This window comes from Streptomyces albipurpureus, from assembly GCF_023701525.1.
In the GTDB taxonomy this organism is placed as follows: domain Bacteria; phylum Actinomycetota; class Actinomycetes; order Streptomycetales; family Streptomycetaceae; genus Streptomyces; species Streptomyces albipurpureus.
The window spans coordinates 15892-30581 of record NZ_JAMQAW010000099.1; the positions used below are offsets into that span (position 1 = coordinate 15892).

The following is a 14690-nucleotide window of genomic DNA, read 5'->3' on the forward strand; positions in this document are numbered from 1 at the left end:
GCACCATTCTCCCGGAAGGAGACGTGCCACCGTGACGGCCGACGAAGGGGATCTCCCCGACATCAGGCGCGACGTCCCCACGGCCATCCACACCCAGATCTCGGAGCACATCCGGTTGCGCATCGCGAGCGGTGAGTGGCCGGCGCACTACCGGCTCAAGGCCGAGCCGGAGCTGTCCCAGGAGTTCGGTGTCAGCCGCGGCACCCTGCGGCGCGCCCTGGTGACCCTCATCGAGGAGGGTCTGCTGCGGCAGGTGCGGGGGCGCGGCACCTTCGTCACATCCACGGTGATCGAACCAGCCATTGCCCAGAAGCTCAGCACCCTGTCGGAGGATTTCGCCAGCCAGGGTGTCGTCACCTCCACGGTGGTGCGGGAGTGCTCGCTGATCACTCCGCCGCCGCCCGTCGCCGCACTGCTCGACGTGTCCCGCACGACGCGGGTCCTGCGACTGGTACGGGTACGCAGCACCACGGAGGGACCGGTCGCGCTGCTGTTCAACTTCGTCCGCACCGACCTCGCGCCCGGTATCGAACAGACCGACTTCACGCAATCCAGTCTCTTCGGCGTGCTGGAGGGCACCTACGGCCTGAAGATCGCCACGGCCCGGCGCACCTTCAGCGCCGAGGCCGCCTCCCCCGAAGTGGCGGAAGCCCTGACCCTGACGGCGGGCGGCCCCGTACAGTACCTCCAGCAGGTGACCTACCTCGCCGACGAACGGCCTGTGGAGTACTCCGACGTCTGGATCCACAGCGGCCGGCTGCGCGTCACCTCCCTCCTGCTGCGCAGGTGACCCCACGGCCGGCCCGGAGCCCCGGCCGACCGCCGGCCTGAGACGGGCCCGACCCCGGTGAAGGTCCTCCTCGCCGGGCTCGGGCCCGCGAAGGCACGAACCCGGCGGCCGGGCGGGCCTCGCGAACTCCCGGTCCTCCAGCACAAGGACCTCGCCGAACGCCCGGCGGAGATCTCCGCCGATACCGGACCGGGCGGGTGTCCGCGGTTCAGGGAGCTGGACTACGACTCCGCGGTCCGCACCCACTTCTGGGACCGGATGCCGGACCTGCGGCAGCATCGGGGCACCTGGAGCGCGCGCAGCATGGACCCGAACGACCCTCACGTCACCCCGGGAACTCCGTGAGCGGTCAGGGATCCAGCAGGGGACCGAAGGTCTGGCGGGCGATTTCACCGGCCCGGTCCTGGCCGACGACGCGGCCGGGAACCTCCGGATGCTCCTCGGCCCAGGCACGGGCGGAGGCATCGCCGGTGAAGAAGTTCAGCGCGTCGCAGCAGGTCGCGGCGGCAGGTCCGCCGCCTGGCCGCTGGCCGACGAACACCACCGCTTCCCGCGGTTCCCACATCGTCTTCCCGCCGCGGGTGGTGACGGTGACCGGCGAACCGGTCACCGGGTCCGAGGTGGAGATCACCACGTCCCGGCCGAGCATCGCCGGGATGCCGAGCGCGTCGATCGCGCACATCGACCAGACCTCGGCGCCTCCGTCGATCCGTACCCGGTGCCGGGTCGGGACGGCGGAGAAGGGGTAGGCAGCGCGGATGCGTCCCTGCTCGTCCAGGGTCAGGAAGTCCTCTGCGGCGAGTTCGTCCAGCACCTCCCGGGCGGAGCGGCCCGCCCCGGCGGCGGGCTCCAGCACGGCCGGCTCCGGTGCGGTTCCGTTGGCGGCGAAGTGCCGCAGCACGGCCTGGTGCACCGCGCGCAGTCCCCGCTCGGCGGGGGCCCGGCGCCCCCGGCCTCCGCGGCCGACCACGCCGAGCGCGTCGCTCTCGCAGCGGTCGCCCGGTAGGAGGGGCTGGCACACGCCCGCGCCCGCGAGCGCCTCGCGCAGAGCGGCTTCGCTCGGCGCCCCCGACACCGTGCCGTCCGCGTCCCGGTACAGGCGGCAGGACACGCTCGGCAGCGCGCCCTCGGATGCGAAGGGATCGACGCCGTCGAGCAGGATGGTCGGCGAGCCGGTCATCCCGTACTCGGCGGCCTGGGCCTGGTCGTGCACCACGACCAGTTCCACCTCGGCCGTGCGGCCGTCGAGCGCGGCGGTGGCCCGCTCGACGGCCGGTGCCGCGTTCGGGCAGTCCGCAACCGTCAGTACCGTGATCCTCATCGCGCGTCCTCCCAGTCCCTTGCGTACACCCCGACGCTAGACCTTCCAGTGCACTGGAAGGTCAAGGCGTAGCGTTGAGGTATGCGCATCGGCGACCTCGCGGCCACGAGCGGGCTGACCGCCAAGACCATCCGCTTCTACGAGCAGAGCGGTCTGCTTCCCGAGCCGCCCCGCACCCCCGGCGGCTACCGCGACTACCCCGCCCACAGTCCCGCCCGCCTCGCCTTCATCCGTGACGCCCAGGGCGCCGGCCTCACCCTCGCGGAGATCCGCTCCGTCCTCGTGCTCCGCGACAGCGGCCAGGCCCCGTGCGCGCACGTCACCACGCTGATCAGCGTTCGCCTGGACGACATCGAACGCCGCCTCGCCGAACTGGCCAAGACCCGCGACGCGCTGCGCGGCCTCGCCAGGCGGGCCGCCGCGACCGACCCGGCCGCCTGCGCCGAGGACGACATCTGCACCATCCTCACCCCACCCGTCGACCAGCCCCCGCCGTCTCTCGCGAATGACCACCTGTGAGAGTTCCGCGAGAGCCCCCGGGGCGATCACGTTTCCACAGGCGCCACTTGCAGAAGTCCTCTCGAAACTCCCGCTTTGTGCGGCGCACTTCTCAGAGACTGCCGCCACGGGTTTCACGCCCGATCAAGCAGCATTGGCGATAGAGCGTCACGTCTGCCCGAACTGTGACGCACCGGCCGGCAGTGCCTGCCGCACCCGGGGCGGGAAAACCGCCGCGAAGTACCACACCCCGCGCTTCGTCCTTGTCCCCGCGCTCCGCGAGGAACTGGAAATCCCCGTCCCGGCCGACCGCCCCCGGCGGGACATGGAAGCAGCACCCGGCGCGTGCCGTCGTGCCCGCCCCTCGCGCCGAGCGGCCGGTCCGCATCGGGTACGCCCGCACGTCGGCCGCCCGCCGAGAGCTGGCGAGCCAGCTCGAAGCCCTTCGCCGGGCGGAGTGCCACAAGGTCTTCTCCGAGCGGATCAGCACCCGTGTCAAGGTCCGGCCGGAGTTGGAGAAGGCGCTGGCGCTGGCCCGCCAGTTCAAGGGTGCGGCGCCCGATCCGCCGCACCCAGCGGCGGTTGCGACTACCGGCGAGGAAGTGTGCGGACTGACGTCGGCAGGGTGGCGTCGAGCTGTCGTCGAAGTGTGGGTCTTCCAAGTTGAGCGGTGCGGAGGTCTCCGTTGGCTCGGCGGGTGGTGACTCAGCGTGTCCGTAGATGCTGGTTGTCGGCGTTGCGGAAGCCGAACGCGTTGCGGGCGACGAGCTTGATCACGCGGTTGGTCCCTTCGTTCCTGGCGTTGCTGTGTCGTGTCGATGAACGCGGCGGTCTCGGGCCACCAGCGGTCGAGTGTGGTGGCGAACTGGCGGACTTCGGGGATGTCGGAATCTGCGCACCAGGTGAGGAACTTCCAGCGGGCGTGGCTGGCTTGGTGGCGGTCGGCGCCGGTGCGGCCCTCGACCTGTCCGATCAGCCCGCCGTGGCCGACTGCGTCGACGAACCCGGTGTGACACCGGTTCCGGGCCAGGCGCCACTTGCCGGTATCCGCATCCTGTTCCCAACGGGGCCGTCCGCGCCGGGTCTCGTCGATGCCCAGGACTGCGACCCTGGGCAGAGGAGCCTCGGTGACGTCGCGGGCCTGCGTGCGGAAGGCTTCCATCACGGTCGGCCAGGACAGATGCAGATCCCGCGCGGCCTGGATGACCGCGGAGCCGGCATCCCCTGTGCGGCGCCCGGCCGCATCGCGCAGCCGGGCGGTCAGCCTGGCACCGGCCGAAATCCGCGGGATCTGCACCGGCCACCTCCCCGAGGTGTCCGATCCGGCAGCAACGGCTCGATCCGCGCCCACTGAGCACCAGTCAACGGCACACCCGGACCAACGACCACTTGGCCCAAACGAAACGCCCTGGTCCTCCGGCTTGGCCTTGGACAATCCGGCGTCAGCGGGACACCTGGAGCCTTGCTTGACAGGCACCCATCTGTGTTCTACGTTGTCGCCGATGCCCTCGCTGGTGATCTCACCACAAGCGAGGATGAGCCGTTTCTCAGCCGCGTTTATCGATCTGCGCGAGGGGCGGCCCCCGTAATTTCGACGGTTCGGAGGGCATCCCTGTGATTGTTCGTCATGACGTCTCAACCGGTGGCATCGACCCGGACTACCTAGTAACGCGTGGCGTAGCCAGTGCAGTTTCCTATGGCGGCCAGTTGCAGATTTCTGGGCTAACACCACTGCAGGGTTCCAGGGGTCAGTGGTCCGTGGTGGGGGTCGGCGATCTGCGTCAGCAGTTTTCGTTCATCCTCAAGATGTTGGACCTCACGCTGAAGCAGTGTCATGCAAGTCGTTCGGACCTTCTCGTGCTCAATGTGTTCGCGACAGACTTGGCAGGCTTCTCAGCGAATCTAGATGTACTCGCTGCTTGGGCAGGAGTGCACCGGCCTGCTTGCACGGCGGTCGGGGTGACCAGACTCGCGCACCCTGACCAGTTGTTGGAGATTGCAGCGATCGCGCGCTCGAGTGCATGAGAAGGCAGCGAGTGCTATTCAGTTCGTCTTGGGAGAGTCCCGCATGGACACCTCGCAGCGCTTTATCTGCGGGCAGAGGGACTGAGTAGCGCAACGCTTGGCGTTCGCATGCCCCGCCTGCAGATGTCGCTGGGGCTGCCACGCGCACCCGTATTCACTCCGCTCGATTGACTTTCAGATCGAGACTGGCGCGATCAAGGATGACAGAAAACACATGCATGTTATCGAGTTGACAAGATATCCGGTCAAGTCCCTCATCGGAGAGACTGCGTCCTCATTCAATGTCGGTAGGACGGGGATCGTCGGAGATCGAGCCTACGCCCTTCAGGATGTCGAGACCGGGGTGATTGTCGCGGCGAAAAACCCTAGAAAATGGGCACGGCTTCTCACAATGACTGCTCGCTATCTGGAGGAACCGAGCCTGCACGATGACACCATGCCGCCTGTTGAGATCACGTTGCCGGATGGATCTACCGTGCGCAGTGATCGCGATGTTGACCAGACACTCTCCACCTTCTTGGGTCGTCAGGTTCGGCTCCTAGATCAGATGCCCGACGACGCACGTTACGAGTTCATTCGAACGACCTACGCAAGAACAGACGACGGCACCTTCCTGGAAAGGGAAGCGGAGGCTGCCGAAGACATCGACATGGCCAAACACAGGCGACTGAACTTTGTCGACTTCTCACCCATGCACGTGCTCTCGACAGCGTCGCTGCGGGGGCTCGCACAGCTACGCGGGAATGAGGGCGGCATCGAGCCACATCGGTATCGCTCGAATGTTCTCGTTGAGATAGAAGGAGCCGAGCTTGCAGAACAGGATTGGGTGGGATCGGACGTCACGATGGGCGACGTGACGGTGTCCGTGGATCTGCCGACGCCCCGCTGCATCATGACCACATTGCAACATGGCCCCTTGCCACTCGACCGGGGCCAACTTCGGGCCATCAACCGGCACAACACACTCGACGTACCACCCTACGGCCGACTCGGCTGTTTGGGCATCTACGTCACCCCTCGAGATGAGGGCGCGGTGAGCCTTGGTGACCCGGTTTCCGTTGTGCACCGATCCGAAGCCGTGGCTGATCGGGACGGAGTAGGCCGTGGATGACCGTGTTCGAGCGGACCAGCAAGTGGCCGTGCGGGTCGTCAGCATCATGCAGGCGTCGCCGTCGGTCAAGGTGGTGGAGGTGGCCGGTCGTGACGCTGGCCCCCTGGCACTCTGGGCGCCGGGCGCGCACGTCGAAATCGATATCCCGGGAGTCGGGCTACGTCAATACTCGTTGTGCGGGAACCCCGCGGACAGGCATGTCTATCAGTTCGCGGTGCGAAGGGAGAGGGACAGTCGCGGCGGCTCCGAATACATGCACGCCAATCTAAAAAACGGCGATCAACTTACGATCCACCGCGTCCGCAATCGTTTCCAACTCGTTGAGGCAGAGTCGTATCTCTTCCTCGCCGGCGGAATCGGAATTACGCCCATTCTGCCAATGGTCTCCGCCGTGAGGCGTGCTGGAAAACCGCACCAAGTCTTCTTTGCGAACCGTCACGCAGCCGATTCCCCTTTCCTCGACATCCTACGCGAGTCGCCTGATGTCCATTTCCACTTCGATGACCGAGACGGCGTACCCAACCCAGCAGTTCTCATCGAAGCAGCAGATACAGCCACAGCGATCTACTGCTGCGGCCCAGCGCCTTTCATCGACGCTTGCCAAGCGCTGGCAACCAGTCGTGGGATCACCTCGTTCCACTTCGAACGCTTCGCGGGGGCCGAGTTCAAGGCTGCGGACGGCATCAGCGAACCGTTCGAAGTGGAGATCCTCTCGACCGGCGACATCTTCGTGGTGCAATCAGACGAATCTCTTCTCGAGGCCCTCAATTGCCGCGGTTTCGATCTTCCCTTCTCCTGCACAGAAGGAAGTTGCGGAACGTGTGAGATTCCCGTTTCTCAAGGTGAGGTCGACCACCGCGATGTCATTCTCACCGACGAAGAACGGGCAGAAAATTCATACATGTACCCCTGCGTGTCCAGATCTCTGGGTCCGCGTATATCAATCGACATTTGAGGCTTGCTGGCTACCGTCCCCTAAATCGGTTGGCAACAACCAGTGCACTCCGCAGGGCTGAACGAGAGACGGAGAGGGACGCGGAGGAAGGGAGTGAGGGCCCACATGCTCATCGACACCTACGGCCGGGTGGCCAAGGACCTGCGGGTCTCGCTCACCGACCGTTGCAATCTGCGCTGTACGTACTGCATGCCCGAGGAGGGGCTGCGGTGGCTGGCCAAACCCGACCTGCTCACGGACGACGAGATCGTCCGCCTCATCGACATCGCGGTGACCGCCCTCGGGATCGAGGAGGTCCGTTTCACGGGCGGTGAGCCCCTGCTCCGCCCCGGCCTGGTAGGCATAGTGGAGCGAGCCGCGGCTCTCCGCCCCCGTCCCCTGATATCGCTCACCACCAACGGGATAGGTCTGAAACGGACGGCGTCCGCCCTGAAGGCGGCGGGCCTGGACCGGGTCAACGTCTCCCTCGACACCCTGCGTGCCGACGTCTTCAAGACCCTCACCCGCCGCGACCGCCACAAGGACGTCATAGAGGGCCTGGTGGCAGCCCGTGAAGCGGGGCTGACCCCGGTGAAGGTCAACTCGGTCCTGATGCCCGGCCTGAACGAGGACGAGGCCCCCGACCTGCTGGCCTGGGCCGTCGAGCACGACTACGAGCTCCGCCTCATCGAGCAGATGCCGCTGGACGCCCAGCACGGCTGGAAGCGCGACGGCATGATCACCGCCGGGAACATCCTGGCTTCCCTGCGCACCCGCTTCGCCCTCACCGCCGAGGGCGAGGAGATCCGCGGCTCGGCGCCCGCCGCGCGCTGGCTGGTGGACGGCGGCCCGCACCGCGTCGGGGTGATCGCCTCCGTCACCCGCCCCTTCTGCTCCGCCTGCGACCGCACCCGCCTCACCGCCGACGGCCAGGTCCGCACCTGTCTGTTCGCCCGCGAGGAGACCGATCTGCGCGCCGCCCTGCGCGCCGGCGCCCCCGACGAAGAGGTGGCCCGCATCTGGCGCCTCGCGATGTGGGGCAAGAAGGCCGGCGCGGGCCTGGACGACCCGGCCTTCGTCCAGCCGGACCGGCCCATGTCGGCGATCGGCGGCTGACGGTCCACGACAGGTCAGCGGAATCCAGTGCGTAGGGGTGAGAACCCTGGCGGCGGGTGATCGGTAGAGGAGACGCAGGAAGAGATGAGCAACGGCAGGTCTGACCACCCGGGCGAACAGGCGCATCGGGCGCCCATCCGGTTGCTGGAGATCCGGGACACCCCGCTCTCCCTGGACGAGGTCTTCCAGTCGGTCGGCGACGACGCGGCGGGCGGCACGGCCCTGTTCGTCGGCACGGTCCGCAACCACGACATGGGCGCGGATGTCGGCGCGCTCAGCTACTCGGCGCATCCGCTCGCCGAGGCGGAACTGCGCCGGGTCGCGGAGAAGGTCGTCGCCAAATATCTGGTACGAGCGCTCGCGGCGGTCCACCGCACTGGCGACCTGAAGGTGGGTGACCTGGCGGTCGTCGTCGCCGTCTCCTGCGCTCACCGTGCGGAGGCGTTCGCGGCATGCCGCGAGCTGATCGACACACTCAAGCACGAGGTGCCGATCTGGAAGCATCAGACGTTCGCGGACGGGACAGCAAAGTGGGTTGGAGCGTGTTGACAGGGACACTGTCACGACGCTCAACCTGACGGTGCGACAGGGACCGCGCTCGAAACCGCTGCTCGGCAACGAACTCCTCGAAACGCTCCATCTCGGTGACCCCCGGCTTCGCGGCGAGACGCGGCGGCCGCCGTCCTGGAAGTAGACCTCTTTGAGGGCTGCGGCTGCGATCTCCTGGAGCTGCTGGGCGCTGGTCCCAGCCCGCTGGGTGTTGAAGAGGCGGGCGGCGTACTGCGGGGGCAGGGCGACGGTGAGGTGGCGGATGCAGTCCTGGTCGGTGCGGCGGCTTGCTGGCGGGTGAGGGCGCGGCAGGACTCTCGATCACTGCCGGCGCTCCATCTGCCCCTGGTGATCGCGAACGGTGACCGCCAACTGAGGTTCGACCGGTGCCTCACACCACCGACACCTGGGAGTTCTCGCGCTGTGCGATGGTCAGCGGCGGCGCGGAATACCAGCTCCGTGTCCCGGCATTGAGGACATGCTCCAGGTCGTGTGCGCGGCTGAGGGCTACGGCGCACAACCATGATATTGGGTGCCTGTTGTGGTGCTCCCCGAATGGCATGCTTCACGCCCCTGCTGCGCCCTGTGCCGCCTGTCGGCCTGGTCCTACTGTGACAGGCAGGTCGACGTTCCCGCCGGCCGCCGCCCGTCTTCGGGTGGGCGGCAAACCGTGCACGTGACCATGAGACTCTGGGTGACCATCATGCGCTTGTCCCATCGGATCGCCGCCGCCACCGCAGCACTGCCACTTCTTCTGACGGGCGCGGTCCTCGCCGCGCCGACCGCCCAAGCCGCCCCGTCCGCCGCCGGATCGACACCACTCGCTCCCTACACAACGTCCGACTGCTACTCCTACCTCTCGGGGCTCGGCTACGGCGGGATCTACTCCAGCCTCGGCTGCGTGGCCGGTGCAACCGCGCTCCCGCTGGCCTACGAGACCTGTTACGAACTGCTGTTCCTCCAGGGCATACCCGTGACCATCTCCGACGAGGCCTGTCGCCGCGCAGCACTGTGACCCTCCCGGTTGCGCACCACAACACCCGCCCCGACCGAATCTGACCCCTCCGGTCACCGCCCTGCTGTGGCTTTTCCCCCACCCTGGGGCATGTCCGTCGGTGTCGGCACACGAGGCAAGCCGGGCCGCGCACGACCGTACGCAGGTGCCCGGCCGGGAAACCCCGGCCGGGCATCTGAACGTGGTAGGGGTTGCGGGTTTTGGGGTGACTGCAAGGCCCAGGGTTGGGGCGTTGCGGAGTGAGGGGGTGGCTCCATCGGGCACGGTGGCGGAGTTCTTGCTGCATGTAGAGGACGATCGGGCATGGTTCCGCTGGAGTGACAAGCCGTTCGAATGACTGAGCGGGGGCGGCTCGGTTGCTGCCTGGGAGAGTGTGCTGGGGACCTTTCGCAATCCGGATGCGACCGACAAAGGGATTGAGCGGTACGGGATGGTCGCCGAGGCTGCGTTCTTCACGCGCTTCCTGGTCCAGTCGGCTCTGCCGGCCAGATCACCACCGGCGACCACACGACCTGTCTGATCACAACGTCACCACCGGCTCGGTGGCCGCTCTCACTCCCGAAGTCGGCCTCGGCGACGTGGAGGGGAAGAAGCGGAAGGTCGCCGTCGACGGGGTCCGAAAAGGCCGCCTTCGTCCGGAACACCGTCTGGAGAGCGGGAGTGACCGCGGGAATTGGCTGAACGCGCAGTCCCCGCGCTGGCACTGGGGTGTGCGCTGGGTCGGCCTCGGAGCTCTGCTCGGGGGCGAGTTTGCCGCCTGGTGCCTCTGGCGGCAGGCGCGGGGTCCAGCACGTTGGTCGGGATCAGGGCAGGGTGAGGGGTTCGGCCTGGTGGGCGCGGTGGAGGAGTTGCACGAATGCCGGTGCTTGGGGCAGGGGGTGCGGGCCGATGCGGTGGACGGCGATTGCCGGTGTCCAGGAGTTCATGACCACGGCCCCGGCCAGGTCCGGTAGGTCGGCGGGGGTGACCTCGCGGTTGTGCTGGGGTACGCCGGCACGTTCCAGTTGTCGGCGGACGATGCCCATCATGGTCCCGTGCAGCATCCCGGCCACGGGCCACACCACCGCGTCGCCGTCCCAGAAGGCAAGGTTCCAGATGGATGCCTCGCTGAGTCTGCCTCGCCGGTCCACGAAGGCCGCGTCGTCGAAGCCTTCTGCGACTGCCCGGCGCAGGAGGTGTGTCTTGGCCGCCTCGCCGACATGCTTCACGGAGGGTAGGAACCGTTCGTGGGTCACGGTCGCCAGTGCGAGCGGACCGGCGGGGCCGGACGCGGCCGGTCCGGTGCGGATCAGCATCCGGGGCTCCATCTCAGGAGGGGCGACGGTGAACTCGCCGACGGGTGAGTACACCGTCGCCGTCAGCGACAGGTCGGCGGGGCCGGCCGCCACCGCCGTCCGCAGATGGGACAGGACCCGGTCGTCGGGCAGGGCACGGCCGAACATTTCCACCGACGCGGCCCGCAGTCGCTCCAGATGCAGGTCCAGGCCGCGGACCCGGCCGTCGCGGACCTGCAGGGCGGTGAAGTGGGCGTGGCCCGCGAAGACCAGCGGCGCCAGGTCTTCGGCGGTCACCGCCCGGCCGTCGCGGTGAACGACGAAGGAACTCATGTCATGAACTCCGGCGCTAGGGAATGGGAACGGACACGGCGACTGTCCCTGCGGGCCCTCCCGCGACGGCGGCCGGGGCCGCCCCGTGGGACTCGCCGCGCGGAACACGCGCTCACGGGCTGACGTTATGCCTTCACATCGGTGAGAAGGTCAAGCAGGGATGGGGCGGGACGGATGTTGATCGGGGAACTGTCGCAGCGCACCGGGGTCGCCTCTCGGCTGCTGCGGTACTACGAGGAGCAGGGATTGCTCGTCGCAGGGCGCGGCGCCAACGGCTACCGCGACTACGACGAGGGCGCGGTGCTTGCTGTGCGGCAGGTCCGCGCGCTGCTGGCGGCGGGTCTGTCCACCGGGGTGATCCGCGAGGTGCTGCCGTGTGTCCGAGGTGAGCGGCCCGAGGTGGAGCTGTGCGTGGACGTGCGGGCGATCCTGGGGGCGGAGTTGACCGCCGCCGACGAGCGCATCGAGGAACTGGGTCAGCGGCGCGCGGCACTCGCGGGATTGCTGGTGGAGCGCGTGCGGTAGCTAGGTCATCAGGAGCGAAGCCGCGTGCGGATGACGGCTAGGGCCAGATGGTTTCTGGGCTACCAACCCCGTGGTCAGGAGGGTGGATCGGGCTCCTGGGCGGCGGTGTTCCGCGTCTGCCGGACCGAAGCACGTCCACGGGAACTCGGCCCTCCGTACGACTACCGCTCCGAAGTCCGGCCACCCCGTCGGGCGCGTTCACTGGGACAGTGCTCTGTGCGGCAAAGCCCCTGTCGGGACATGTTCACCGGGTCGGCAGCAGTACACACCGGTGGGACGGTTTCGCAGCGGTGGGTCCGCGTTGTCTGCGGGCGCGCCGGGCCAGGAAGTGGCAGGAGAGTCGGCTCGGTCCGCTGATCGAGGAGATGCGGTACGCGGGTGTTCCTTCGGGGCAGGCCACCGTGGTGCAGACTGCTCGCCGCCCACCGGGGCGCCGACGGCGAGCAGCTTGGTCCGCGTACGGCGGCCGTGGAGTTGCTGAATGCGGTCCGCGCGACGGTCGCCGTCAGTTGGGCTCACCTTCGCGGCTCAGGCGCTGCATCGCTGGCCGGACCATCACCACCCGCTCGCGGCGGACGAGAGCTTCGCCGGGCCCCTCCCCCAGGAAGCCCGCCGCAGCCTTTCACGGATTTGCACACTGGACCTGGCCGGAAGCGGTCCCAGGGTTTTTATCTCTGATCGTCTCGGCGGAATACTCAACTGCGTCAGCCAGCGACGACGGTGCTGTCTTCGCAGTTCGGAGGTCGAGTGGGTGAACGCTCGACGTGATCGGCCAAGAATCTCATTGGCGCAGTCGGTACAAGGCCGGGCGGGAATGAGTGAGTTCTCATTTGTCGGCAATCAATCCGCAGCGATTGACCCGGGGCGCCGTCTCTCCTAATGTCCCAACCGGCCTTGTTGCCGGGGCGCCGACACAGAAGCACAGGCACAGGCGCCTACTCCGCTCATTTCCGGCTATCGGACATCCACGCAGGGGAGCACTTTTAGGAGTTGGCATACGCAGCGCTCGCTTCAGCAGGAGACCGGATCAAACCGGCCGTAGCGGCGGCGCTTCTCGTCTGGTCCATTTGTGCGTCTCTGGCGGCCGCGCCGGGCATTCACCGGGCCACCGCGACCAGCTTCACTCCCCTCGGGCGGTCCCCGACCCAGCTAAAGGAGATCGAACGTGAGATTCGAAATTCTCGCCACGCGGATCAGAGAGGGATGTTTCGCAGCGGCCTTATGGCTGCTTCTTCCCTTGGCGCTCATCGGCCTGACGACTCCCGCCCAGGCAGTCACCAACGCCGACAGCAGCACCTTCGGCCGGGCGGTCGACGACGTCTACCCAACCGCACCGGGCGATGTGAAGATCAGCGCGGTCACCGACACCGCCGTCACCCTGAGCTGGACGCCATCCACCTATCCGCGCGACATCCCCTACTACAACGTAGAAGTCATTTCGAGGCACGTGGGAACGACCACCTACCAAAGCGCCTCGACCACGTTTACGACTCCTCACCTGCTCGACAAGGCTACCGACTACGAGTTCGCCGTCAGCGCCGTGGGGGTCGACTGGCGGATCAGCCCACGAGTCATCGTCAAGGCCCGTACGAACGGGGCCGCCACGCCGCCTCCCGCGAACCCCGTGAAGCTGGGAGTCTTTCACGCCAAGAGCGGCTACATACGGGACTACCAGGTCAAGGACGTAGTCACCAGCGGCACTGCCGCAAAGATCACCCATCTCACCTACGCCTACGGCAAGGTGACAGGCGGCAAGTGCGCCGTCGGGGACACCTACACCGCGCTGGAGAAGACTTTCCAGGCGGAACGGAGCGTCGACGGCCGGGCGGACACCTGGGACCAGCCCCTGAGCGGCCAAATCAACCAACTGCGGAAACTCAAGCTGCAATACCCTTCCTTGAAGATCATCTGGTCCTTCGGCGGCCCCGAGAACTCCGGCGGATTCCGGCAGGCCATGCAGGATCCGGCCGCTTTCGCCACATCCTGCGCCCAACTGGTGAACGACCCCCGCTGGGCCGGGGTATTCGATGGAATCGACCTGGACTGGGATCTTCCCTGGAAGTGCGAATACACCAACACCTGTGACAACGGTGGCCCCTCCACTGTAAAAACCATGACACAGGCATTCCGTACCGCATTCGGAAACCAGATCGTCACCACGACCTTCAATGCAGACCACGGCGTCATCAGTTACGACTATCCGGGAGCCGCCCCTTACGTGGATTGGTTCAACGTCGAGTCGTACGACTACCTCCGGCCTACCGACCCCGGCACCCAGAACCTGGTCCCGCCAGCACATGTCTACTCGTACGAGCACGACAGCCCGTGGACGGTGCACCACACCTTCGGACAGCTGAGAGCCAGGGGCATCCACCCGAACAAGTTGGTCCTCGGGATTCCCTCCCATGCCCTGGGCTGGGAGGGAGTCGTCTCCAGCGGGAGCAGTTGGCGGGCGAGCAGGCCCGCGTGGGGCAACTACGGAATGGGCCTGGAGGACTACCGGAACATCAAGACAAGGTGTCCCGGACCCCGCGTACTTGGTGGTTCGGCCTACTCGACCTGCGGTTCCCTGTGGTGGGGGTACGACACTCCCGACACCGTCGTCGGGAAGATGGCCTACGCCAAGCAGTACAGCCTCGGTGGCGCTTTCCTCTCCAACCTCCGCGGGGACACGGACGAGGGGGAGCTGATCGACGCGATCGACCGCGGGCTCAGGTAGAAGACCCCGACGCGTGCGGCTCCGGCGGGCCGGAGCACCTGACCTGGGGCTACGGAACCGATCCCGCCCGCCGGGCCGCCGACGATCCGAACACCGTGGCAGGAGATGCCCACCACAACGGGCCTCGCCCTACCCCACGGGCTCCCCGGAGGGATGACCGGCTTCGCCGAGTACGTTCACCGAACTCCACGAAAGCGATCCCCGCACCTGCCCCTGCTCGGTGTTTCCCGCCCCCGGCGGACTGCTCCCTTGGGGCTTGACCCCAGCTCGGGCCACTTCTTCTGGCGACCGTGGCAGGAGCAGCCGCGGCGATCTCCCCGTCAAAGACCGGCCGGAGCTCCGCAGACAGGGCGGACCGCACATCCCCGACGGTGAGCGGCACGCTGAACCGCTCACCGTGCACCACCACGGTCACGGGCCCCAGCACATCGGCCCGAGGCTCGCGATCCAGCTCCGCGAACCCGGCTTCATCCACCCCAG

At 67.3% G+C, this 14690-nt stretch carries 16 protein-coding genes and 2 pseudogenes; 14 read left to right on the top strand and 4 right to left on the bottom strand.

The window, feature by feature from the left end:
- Positions 1-31 precede the first annotated feature (31 nt).
- Positions 32-790, top strand: coding sequence for a GntR family transcriptional regulator (locus NBG84_RS38370; protein WP_250924354.1), 759 nt, complete (start codon positions 32-34; stop codon positions 788-790).
- 57 nt (positions 791-847) lie between these two features.
- Positions 848-1135, top strand: coding sequence for a hypothetical protein (locus tag NBG84_RS38375; RefSeq protein WP_250924355.1), 288 nt, complete (start codon positions 848-850; stop codon positions 1133-1135).
- Positions 1136-1139: 4 nt separating this feature from the next.
- Here the strand turns inward: NBG84_RS38375 and merB are convergent, their stop codons facing one another.
- Positions 1140-2111: an organomercurial lyase gene (gene merB / locus NBG84_RS38380; protein WP_250924356.1), complete on the bottom strand. Its 972-nt coding sequence runs from the start codon at positions 2109-2111 to the stop codon at positions 1140-1142.
- An 81-nt stretch (positions 2112-2192) separates the two neighbouring features.
- Between merB and NBG84_RS38385 the strand changes: the two genes are divergently transcribed.
- From NBG84_RS38385 to NBG84_RS38390, 3 genes and pseudogenes are all read left to right on the top strand, one after another.
- Positions 2193-2630 (top strand): heavy metal-responsive transcriptional regulator, encoded by a 438-nt coding sequence (locus tag NBG84_RS38385; protein WP_250924357.1) that lies wholly within the window; start codon positions 2193-2195, stop codon positions 2628-2630.
- Positions 2617-2889, top strand: a pseudogene (locus NBG84_RS41750) (zinc finger domain-containing protein); the annotation flags it as partial. The gene NBG84_RS38385 and the pseudogene NBG84_RS41750, both read left to right, overlap by 14 nt.
- Before the next feature lie 73 nt (positions 2890-2962).
- Positions 2963-3313 (top strand): recombinase family protein, encoded by a 351-nt coding sequence (locus tag NBG84_RS38390; RefSeq protein ID WP_250924358.1) that lies wholly within the window; start codon positions 2963-2965, stop codon positions 3311-3313.
- A 1-nt stretch (position 3314) separates the two neighbouring features.
- Here NBG84_RS38390 and NBG84_RS41755 read toward each other — a convergent pair whose 3' ends face one another.
- Positions 3315-3500, bottom strand: a complete 186-nt coding sequence (locus NBG84_RS41755) for a transposase (protein ID WP_425608783.1) — start codon at positions 3498-3500, stop codon at positions 3315-3317.
- Between the two features lie 31 nt (positions 3501-3531).
- Here NBG84_RS41755 and NBG84_RS38395 point away from each other — a divergent pair, with 31 nt between their 5' ends.
- The 6 genes from NBG84_RS38395 to NBG84_RS38415 all read left to right on the top strand — a co-directional run bounded on the left by NBG84_RS38395 (position 3532) and on the right by NBG84_RS38415 (position 8344).
- Positions 3532-3963, top strand: a complete 432-nt coding sequence (locus NBG84_RS38395; protein ID WP_250924359.1) for a hypothetical protein — start codon at positions 3532-3534, stop codon at positions 3961-3963.
- Positions 3964-4223: 260 nt separating this feature from the next.
- Positions 4224-4634 (top strand): RidA family protein, encoded by a 411-nt coding sequence (locus tag NBG84_RS41760; protein ID WP_425608780.1) that lies wholly within the window; start codon positions 4224-4226, stop codon positions 4632-4634.
- 214 nt (positions 4635-4848) lie between these two features.
- A complete protein-coding gene (locus tag NBG84_RS38400; RefSeq protein WP_250924360.1) occupies positions 4849-5745 on the top strand; it encodes an MOSC domain-containing protein in 897 nt (298 codons plus the stop codon).
- A complete protein-coding gene (locus NBG84_RS41295; protein WP_250924361.1) occupies positions 5738-6700 on the top strand; it encodes a PDR/VanB family oxidoreductase in 963 nt (320 codons plus the stop codon). The genes NBG84_RS38400 and NBG84_RS41295 overlap by 8 nt, the downstream gene beginning before the upstream one ends.
- 105 nt (positions 6701-6805) lie before the next feature.
- Complete coding sequence (moaA, locus tag NBG84_RS38410) at positions 6806-7795, top strand: GTP 3',8-cyclase MoaA (protein ID WP_250924362.1); 990 nt, start codon at positions 6806-6808, stop codon at positions 7793-7795.
- A gap of 84 nt (positions 7796-7879) precedes the next feature.
- Positions 7880-8344, top strand: a complete 465-nt coding sequence (locus NBG84_RS38415) for a molybdenum cofactor biosynthesis protein MoaE (RefSeq protein ID WP_250924363.1) — start codon at positions 7880-7882, stop codon at positions 8342-8344.
- Between the two features lie 120 nt (positions 8345-8464).
- On the opposite strand, the pseudogene NBG84_RS38420 reads toward NBG84_RS38415, so the two are convergent.
- Positions 8465-8623, bottom strand: a pseudogene (locus NBG84_RS38420) (telomere-protecting terminal protein Tpg); the annotation flags it as partial.
- Between the two features lie 424 nt (positions 8624-9047).
- Here NBG84_RS38420 and NBG84_RS38425 point away from each other — a divergent pair.
- Positions 9048-9359 carry a hypothetical protein gene (locus tag NBG84_RS38425; RefSeq protein WP_250924364.1) on the top strand — a complete coding sequence of 104 codons (312 nt, stop codon included), beginning with the start codon at positions 9048-9050 and terminating at the stop codon, positions 9357-9359.
- An 803-nt stretch (positions 9360-10162) separates the two neighbouring features.
- Here the strand turns inward: NBG84_RS38425 and NBG84_RS38430 are convergent.
- Positions 10163-10966: an aminotransferase class IV family protein gene (locus NBG84_RS38430; RefSeq protein ID WP_250924365.1), complete on the bottom strand. Its 804-nt coding sequence runs from the start codon at positions 10964-10966 to the stop codon at positions 10163-10165.
- Positions 10967-11140: 174 nt separating this feature from the next.
- Between NBG84_RS38430 and NBG84_RS38435 the strand changes: the two genes are divergently transcribed.
- Both NBG84_RS38435 and NBG84_RS38440 read left to right on the top strand, forming a co-directional pair.
- A complete protein-coding gene (locus NBG84_RS38435) occupies positions 11141-11491 on the top strand; it encodes a MerR family transcriptional regulator (RefSeq protein ID WP_250924366.1) in 351 nt (116 codons plus the stop codon).
- Between the two features lie 1165 nt (positions 11492-12656).
- On the top strand, positions 12657-14210 hold the full coding sequence (locus NBG84_RS38440; RefSeq protein WP_250924367.1) for a glycosyl hydrolase family 18 protein: 1554 nt from the start codon (positions 12657-12659) through the stop codon (positions 14208-14210).
- The last annotated feature ends 480 nt before the right edge of the window (positions 14211-14690 follow it).

Coding starts and splice junctions, on each gene's coding strand:
- merB (WP_250924356.1), bottom strand. CDS start 2,111: ATGAGGATCACGGTACTGACGGTTGCGGACTGCCCGAACGCGGCACCG.
- NBG84_RS38385 (WP_250924357.1), top strand. CDS start 2,193: ATGCGCATCGGCGACCTCGCGGCCACGAGCGGGCTGACCGCCAAGACC.
- NBG84_RS38400 (WP_250924360.1), top strand. CDS start 4,849: ATGCATGTTATCGAGTTGACAAGATATCCGGTCAAGTCCCTCATCGGA.
- moaA (WP_250924362.1), top strand. CDS start 6,806: ATGCTCATCGACACCTACGGCCGGGTGGCCAAGGACCTGCGGGTCTCG.
- NBG84_RS38415 (WP_250924363.1), top strand. CDS start 7,880: ATGAGCAACGGCAGGTCTGACCACCCGGGCGAACAGGCGCATCGGGCG.
- NBG84_RS38425 (WP_250924364.1), top strand. CDS start 9,048: ATGCGCTTGTCCCATCGGATCGCCGCCGCCACCGCAGCACTGCCACTT.
- NBG84_RS38430 (WP_250924365.1), bottom strand. CDS start 10,966: ATGAGTTCCTTCGTCGTTCACCGCGACGGCCGGGCGGTGACCGCCGAA.
- NBG84_RS38435 (WP_250924366.1), top strand. CDS start 11,141: ATGTTGATCGGGGAACTGTCGCAGCGCACCGGGGTCGCCTCTCGGCTG.